The sequence below is a fragment of the Frateuria sp. genome (assembly GCF_013362045.1).
In the GTDB taxonomy this organism is placed as follows: domain Bacteria; phylum Pseudomonadota; class Gammaproteobacteria; order Xanthomonadales; family Rhodanobacteraceae; genus Frateuria_A.
The window spans coordinates 1-5,704 of the sequence record NZ_JABFWW010000176.1; the positions used below are offsets into that span (position 1 = coordinate 1).

Sequence of the window (5,704 nt, forward strand, 5' to 3'; positions counted from 1 at the left end):
CCACCCCTTGAGCGTTTCGCGGAGTTCGCAGGCGAACGCGGGAGTTTGCGCATTTAACGAAAAATTTATAGAACTGGAATTGTCGGACGGCAGCCAAGTTTTTCGTCCAAGATGTTGATTACCAACAACTTAACGGAAGTTTTTCGAGAAAAATCCCACCGCCGATCACCCCAAGCGCCCGCTGCGGAGTATCATTCGAAGTCCGAGGGTTGATCACTTGGCAGTGGGCCCCGGATCGCCGCCCGGCGCGTCAGGCGGGTCAGCTCCTCAGCCTGACGCGTCTGGGCAGCACTTTTAAGACCGGCCGGTCGGCCACCATCCCTGCAACCACGTCTCCCCTGCACACCTCGACGCGCCTATGCGCGCCGATGCGATGCGTGGACCCTCAGGCCTTCTTGGGCGTGTGCGACACACACCAGCCCTTGGCGTTCACCGACTTGCCGGGGAACAGCTGGCAGGGGCCGTAGCCGGTCGTGCCGGTGCCGCTATAGAACTGGCAATTCGCGCACACGTCGCCGGACTTGTGCTTGGGGTTCTTCGAACTGCTGGCGTCCTCGGTATAGTCGAGCGCCTTGGCCGTCGGATCGGACTCGGCCACGTGCGGCAGATCCGCCGCACGTGCAAAACGCGGCAAGCTCCCCACCACCGCCGCGGCCGCTGCGGTACCGGCAGCCACCTTGAGGAAACGCCTGCGCGACTGGAGATCTTTCTCTTGCGACATGGGTGAACCTCCGTTGTTTCCGCCACCGCGGATGCGGCAGCCCAGGCCGATGGTACGCTCGCCGTGTCAATGAAACCTGACTTGCGAGAACGACTCGCATTTGCCGCGGAACGCACCGGTCCGCGTGCTATAGTCGCCCACCGTTTGGACGTCCAAATCGCTCATGCAGGAACTCCCCTCCTCCGTCGATCCCGCCCGCTTCGCGCTGTGTGCGGACACCATCGCCGAAGCCGCGCGCGAGCTGTCCGCGCTGGGCTGGACGCCGGCCACCAGCAGCAATTTCTCGATGCGCATCAACGGCGAGCTTGCCGCGGTCACCATCTCCGGCCGCGACAAGGGCCGGCTGGGGCGCGAGGACATCATGCTTGTCGACATGGCCGGGCACGCCGTCGGCACTCGCGCCCGCCCCAGTGCCGAGACCGAACTGCATACCCAGGTCTACCGCCGCATGCCCGCTGTGCAGGCCGTGCTGCACACTCATTCGCGCACGCAGAGCGTGGCCTCGCGGCTGTTCGCCCGCGCCGGGCGCGTCGTACTGGAAGGCTGGGAACTGCAAAAGGCCATCACCGGCTACACCACGCACGAGAGCGTGCTTGAGATCCCGGTGTTCCCCAACACCCAGTACATGCCCGAGCTGGTCGCGCAGGTCGATGCCTGGCTGGATGCCGGCAAGCCGCTGCATGCCTACCTGATCGATGGCCACGGCATCTACGCCTGGGGCACCGACATGGCGCAGGCGCGTCGCCACCTGGAAGCGCTCGAATTTTTGCTCGGCTGCGAGCTGGACCTCAGGAGACTGTCTGCATGAGCCGCCTGCGCATCTACGACGAGACCCACCCGGCCACGCCCGCCAGCGTGCACACCGCGCCTGCCGAAATCGCCCGCGAACTCGGCAGGGCCGGCGTCCGCTTCGAGCAGTGGGGGGCCAGCGCTCCGATCGCCCCCGGCGCAAGCCAGGAGGACGTGATCGCCGCCTACCGGAGCGACATCGACCGGCTGATGCGCGAGGAAGGCTACCAGTCGGTCGACGTGATCAGCCTGGCGCCCGACCATCCCGATCGCGCGGTGCTGCGGCAGAAGTTCCTGAGCGAACACACCCACAGCGAGGACGAGGTGCGCTTTTTCGTCGCCGGCAGCGGCCAGTTCACCCTGCACATCGGTGGCAAGGTCTACGACGTGCTATGCGAGGCCGGCGACCTGATCGGCGTGCCCGACGGCACGCCGCACTGGTTCGACATGAGCGAGGCGCCCTATTTCGTCGCCATCCGCCTGTTCACCAACAAGGAAGGCTGGGTGGCCAACTTCACCGGGGCGGACATCGCCGAGCGCTTTCCGCGGATGGAACCGGCCGCGCGCTGAGATCCACAGGTTGGCTTCGACCCGCCTTGCGATACCGGTGGCCGATAGCCTCATCTGCACTGCCTGGGCAGCGCAGCGGCTATCCTTGCCGTCCTCCCCGGACACGTGCCGCCCATGACCACCATTCGCGCCATCGTCACCGACATCGAAGGCACCACCAGCTCGATCAGTTTCGTCAAGGACGTGCTGTTTCCCTATGCGCGCAAACGCCTGCCCGCATTCATCGAAACGCACGCCGACCGGCCCGAAGTGCGGCACTGGCTGCACGAGGCGGCCAAGGAAGCGGGCATCATCGAGGCCAGCCGCCAGGAGATCATCGAGCTGCTGCTGGGATGGATCGACCAGGACCGCAAGTCCACCGCGCTCAAGGCCCTGCAGGGCATGATCTGGCAGGCGGGCTACGAAGCCGGCGAATACCGCGCCCACGTCTACCCGGAAGTGGCCGCCCGGCTGCATGCCTGGCGCGCCGACGGGCTGCACCTGTATGTCTACTCCTCCGGCTCGGTACCCGCGCAGCGGCTGTTCTTCCGTTACAGCGAGGCGGGCGACCTGACGCCGCTGTTCGCCGGCTATTTCGATACCGAGACCGGCCCCAAGCGGGAAGCGGCCTCGTACGCGAGGATCGCCGAGGCGCTCGGCGAACGGCCGGAACACATCCTGTTCCTGTCCGACATCGTGGAGGAGCTCGATGCCGCCCGGGCGGCCGGGCTGCAGACCGGCTGGCTGGTGCGGCCGCCGCAGCCGGCGCCGGCTGATCCGCGCCATCGCGTGCATGCCGACTTCGACGCCATCGAGGTCTGACGGGAGCTGCGATGCGCACCATCTTGACAGCCCTGCTCGCCTTTGCCGCCGGTGTTCTAGCGATGCTGGCGGTGCAGCATGGCCGGCTGCCGCGATCAACGGTTCCGCACGCGCAGGTCCTGACCGCGCAGCCGGCCGCTCCCGCAACCGTGCTGCCGCCGCCGGACGAAACGCAGGCCGAAACGGCGCCGGGCGACGACTGGCCCGAGCAGGCGCCCACGCCCGAGCAGGTGATCTACGCGCAGCCGCAGCGGCTGGGACAGGCGCTGGCGCAGCTGCGCCCACGCGTGCCGGGCAAGCCGAACCTCTACCTGCTGGCCTTTGCCGGCGACGGCAGCGAGGACGTGTTCCGCAACGAAGCCGAATACGCCGCCCACCTGTTCACCCAGCGCTTCGGCCCCAGCGCCCACGCGCTGGTGCTGGAGAACCATCCCGACACCCTCGCCAGCCGCCCCCTCGCCACCTGGAGCAACCTGGAGTTCGCGCTCGATGGCCTGGCCAAGCGGATGGATCCGCAGCACGACATCCTGCTGCTCTACCTCACCAGCCACGGCAGCGAGGACCACAGCCTATTGGTGGACATGGATCCGTTGCCGCTGGACCAGATCGGCGCGGAGGATCTGGGCGCCATCCTCAAGGCGCGGCCATTCAAGTGGAAGGTGGTGGTGGTCAACGCCTGCTACTCCGGCGGCTTCGTGCCGCCGTTGCGGGGCAACGGCACCCTGGTGATCACCGCCGCGCGCGCCGATCGCAGCTCGTTCGGTTGCGGCAACGACTCGGCCGCCACTTATTTCGGACGTGCCTGGCTGATCGACGCGCTCAACCGCACGAGCGATTTCGTCGCCGCCTTCAGGCAGGCTTCCGGCGAGGTCGCAACCTGGGAGCGGCAGGATCACCTGCTCGCATCCGAGCCGCAGATCGACATCGGCCCCGGCATCGCAGGCCAGCTGTCCAAATGGCAGGCCGGCATCAGGCTCGGGCCGCCTGTGCCCTTCTCTCCGGCAACCACGCCCGTCGCCTTGCAGAAAAAGGCAGCCGCCAGCAGATAACGGCGGCGGTGCATGAGGAGCGCCATGCAATGACGCTCGCATCACCCCGAATGGCGCTCCATCAGCACGCGCGTCACCTGGTCCCACCCCAGGCCCCGGGACCGCAGCAACACGACCAGGTGATAGATGAGGTCCGCCGCCTCGCCGAGCAGTGCGGCATCGTCCTGAGCAACGGCGGCCAGCGCCGTCTCCACGCCCTCCTCGCCTACCTTCTGCGCCACCCTGCGCACGCCGCCATCCAGCAGTTGCGTGGTGTAGCTGCCGGCCGGACGCTCCCGGGCGCGCCGGGCAACCAGGGCATCGAGCTCGGCCAAAAAACCGGCCGGCGGTTGCACCTCGCCGCCGAAGCAGCTGCGCGTCCCCCGGTGGCAGGTCGGCCCCGCGGGCTCGGCCAGTACCAGCAGCGCATCGGCATCGCAGTCCGCATGCAGGCCCTTGAGCCTGAGCACGTTCCCCGAACCCTCGCCCTTCATCCACAGGCGCCCCTTGCTGCGGCTGTGGAAGGTCACCATGCCGCTTGCACGTGTCGCCGCGAGCGCCTCTGCGTCCATGTAACCCAGCATCAGCACCTCGCCGGTAAGCCAGTGCTGCACGATCGCCGGCGCCAGCCCGCCGCCCTTGGCGAAATCCACGTTCAATGCTTTCTCTTCAAACCGCAACATGACACCTCGTCCCGCACGGATGACCGGACAACGCCGGCCACGACCTAGACACGCACAGCCACGCCTTGCGTGGCCAGCCACTGCTTGAGCGCCGGCACCTCGATCACGCCCGCATGGAACACGCTGGCCGCCAGCGCCCCGTCCACGTCGGCATCGACGAACACGTCGCGGAAATGCTCGCGCACGCCGGCACCGCCCGAGGCCACCAGCGGCACTTCGCAGATGGCGCGCGCCTGCGCCAGTTGTCCGACGTCGTAGCCGCCGCGCACGCCGTCGCTGCCCATGCAGTTGAGCACGATCTCGCCCGCGCCCAGGCGCTGCGCCTCGGCAATCCAGTCCAGCGTGCGCCATGGCAGCGCCCGCGTGCGCGCGGGGTCGCCGGTGTACTGGCGCACGCGCCACTCCCCGTCGGCATCGCGCAGCGAATCGACACCGACCACCACGCACTGCACGCCGAACGCGTCGGCCAGTTCGCCGATCAGCGCCGGCCGCTCCAATGCCGGCGAGTTGATCGATACCTTGTCCGCTCCCGCGTGCAATACGGCGCGCGCCTCCTCCACGCTGCGGATGCCGCCGGCCACGCAGAAGGGGATGTCGATCACCCGGGCCACGCGCTCGACCCAGCCGCGATCGACGCCACGTCCCTCGGGGCTCGCCGTGATGTCGTAGAACACCAGCTCGTCCGCGCCCGCGTCACGGTAGCGCAGCGCCAGTTCGACGATGCCGCCGACCACCGCGTGGTCGCGGAAGCGCACGCCCTTGACCACCTGGCCGTCGCGCACGTCCAGGCAGGGAATGATGCGGCGGCTCAGCATCGCGCACCCTCGCGGGTCTGCGGGATCGGACCGCGCAAAGCGATCGCCTCGTCCAGGCCGAAGCGGCCTTCCAGCAGCGCACGGCCGAGGATCACGCCATGCGCACCGGCCGCCCGCGCCGCGCCGATGTCCTCCACCGAGCGCACGCCACCGGACGCCTGCACGGACAGCGTGGGCGCCAGTTCCGAGAGATGGCGGTAGAGCGCCAGGTTGAAGCCGGCCAGCATGCCGTCGCGATCGATGTCGGTGCACAGCAGGTGGCGCGCGCCGTGCGCCGCGTACCAAGATCGGAAGAGC

The 5,704-nt window shown here is 68.2% G+C and carries 8 protein-coding genes; 4 read left to right on the top strand and 4 right to left on the bottom strand.

From position 1 onward, the window contains the following. Positions 1-385 precede the first annotated feature (385 nt). Positions 386-721 carry a high-potential iron-sulfur protein gene (locus tag HOQ08_RS08210; protein WP_291193164.1) on the bottom strand — a complete coding sequence of 112 codons (336 nt, stop codon included), beginning with the start codon at positions 719-721 and terminating at the stop codon, positions 386-388. Between the two features lie 163 nt (positions 722-884). On the opposite strand from HOQ08_RS08210, the gene HOQ08_RS08215 reads away from it, so the two are divergent. The 4 genes from HOQ08_RS08215 to HOQ08_RS08230 all read left to right on the top strand — a co-directional run bounded on the left by HOQ08_RS08215 (position 885) and on the right by HOQ08_RS08230 (position 3,930). Then, positions 885-1,529 (top strand): methylthioribulose 1-phosphate dehydratase, encoded by a 645-nt coding sequence (locus HOQ08_RS08215; protein ID WP_291193166.1) that lies wholly within the window; start codon positions 885-887, stop codon positions 1,527-1,529. Further along, the gene (locus HOQ08_RS08220; protein ID WP_291193167.1) at positions 1,526-2,080 is read left to right on the top strand and encodes an acireductone dioxygenase; all 555 of its coding nucleotides are present in this window, start codon (positions 1,526-1,528) and stop codon (positions 2,078-2,080) included. Before HOQ08_RS08215 ends, HOQ08_RS08220 begins: the two co-directional genes overlap by 4 nt. Before the next feature lie 114 nt (positions 2,081-2,194). Next, positions 2,195-2,881: an acireductone synthase gene (mtnC, locus tag HOQ08_RS08225; protein ID WP_291193169.1), complete on the top strand. Its 687-nt coding sequence runs from the start codon at positions 2,195-2,197 to the stop codon at positions 2,879-2,881. Between the two features lie 11 nt (positions 2,882-2,892). After that, positions 2,893-3,930, top strand: a complete 1,038-nt coding sequence (locus HOQ08_RS08230) for a C13 family peptidase (protein ID WP_291193171.1) — start codon at positions 2,893-2,895, stop codon at positions 3,928-3,930. A gap of 41 nt (positions 3,931-3,971) precedes the next feature. Here the strand turns inward: HOQ08_RS08230 and hisIE are convergent, their stop codons facing one another. The 3 genes from hisIE to HOQ08_RS08245 form a co-directional block, all read right to left on the bottom strand. Further along, the gene (hisIE, locus tag HOQ08_RS08235; protein ID WP_291193173.1) at positions 3,972-4,592 is read right to left on the bottom strand and encodes a bifunctional phosphoribosyl-AMP cyclohydrolase/phosphoribosyl-ATP diphosphatase HisIE; all 621 of its coding nucleotides are present in this window, start codon (positions 4,590-4,592) and stop codon (positions 3,972-3,974) included. A gap of 44 nt (positions 4,593-4,636) precedes the next feature. Then, positions 4,637-5,407: an imidazole glycerol phosphate synthase subunit HisF gene (hisF, locus tag HOQ08_RS08240; protein ID WP_291193175.1), complete on the bottom strand. Its 771-nt coding sequence runs from the start codon at positions 5,405-5,407 to the stop codon at positions 4,637-4,639. After that, positions 5,401-5,704 (bottom strand): HisA/HisF-related TIM barrel protein (locus HOQ08_RS08245; protein WP_291193177.1); only part of this gene is annotated, 304 nt, incomplete at its 5' end. The genes hisF and HOQ08_RS08245, both read right to left, overlap by 7 nt.

What these genes read in the sequence shown, in the direction of transcription:
- HOQ08_RS08210 (WP_291193164.1), bottom strand. Translation starts at nt 721, where the DNA reads ATGTCGCAAGAGAAAGATCTCCAGTCGCGCAGGCGTTTCCTCAAGGTG.
- HOQ08_RS08215 (WP_291193166.1), top strand. Translation starts at nt 885, where the DNA reads ATGCAGGAACTCCCCTCCTCCGTCGATCCCGCCCGCTTCGCGCTGTGT.
- HOQ08_RS08220 (WP_291193167.1), top strand. Translation starts at nt 1,526, where the DNA reads ATGAGCCGCCTGCGCATCTACGACGAGACCCACCCGGCCACGCCCGCC.
- mtnC (WP_291193169.1), top strand. Translation starts at nt 2,195, where the DNA reads ATGACCACCATTCGCGCCATCGTCACCGACATCGAAGGCACCACCAGC.
- HOQ08_RS08230 (WP_291193171.1), top strand. Translation starts at nt 2,893, where the DNA reads ATGCGCACCATCTTGACAGCCCTGCTCGCCTTTGCCGCCGGTGTTCTA.
- hisIE (WP_291193173.1), bottom strand. Translation starts at nt 4,592, where the DNA reads ATGTTGCGGTTTGAAGAGAAAGCATTGAACGTGGATTTCGCCAAGGGC.
- hisF (WP_291193175.1), bottom strand. Translation starts at nt 5,407, where the DNA reads ATGCTGAGCCGCCGCATCATTCCCTGCCTGGACGTGCGCGACGGCCAG.